1 protein-coding gene is annotated in these 235 nt (G+C 57.0%); it reads left to right on the top strand.

Annotation, left to right across the window (positions count from 1 at the left end; genetic code table 11):
* Positions 1–2: 2 nt before the first annotated feature.
* The coding region (locus KVT38_RS34250) for a class I SAM-dependent methyltransferase (protein WP_254639764.1) at positions 3–235 on the top strand (233 nt) is incomplete at its 3' end.

Raw genomic sequence — 235 nt, 5'->3', positions numbered from 1 at the left:
TTTTGCCGGCCGCGGTCCAGCGTCTTCCCTTTCACGAGGATCAATTCGACCTCGTGCACGCCAACAACAGGCTCTACCATGTCGCCGATCTCCCGCTTGCCGTGGAGGAAACCCATCGCGTCCTAAAGCCGGGGGGCTTGCTTTGCGCTTCTACCATGAGGACGAGGCATCTGCAAAAGATGGAGGACATAGCCGTTTCCTTCAATCCTGATCTTCGTGTCCTGGACCAAGCCAT

Source organism: Cohnella sp. GbtcB17 (assembly GCF_019091135.1).
Taxonomy (GTDB): domain Bacteria; phylum Bacillota; class Bacilli; order Paenibacillales; family Paenibacillaceae; genus Cohnella.
The sequence above is the reverse complement of the archived record's forward strand: the minus strand, read 5'-3'. Positions and strand labels throughout refer to the sequence as shown.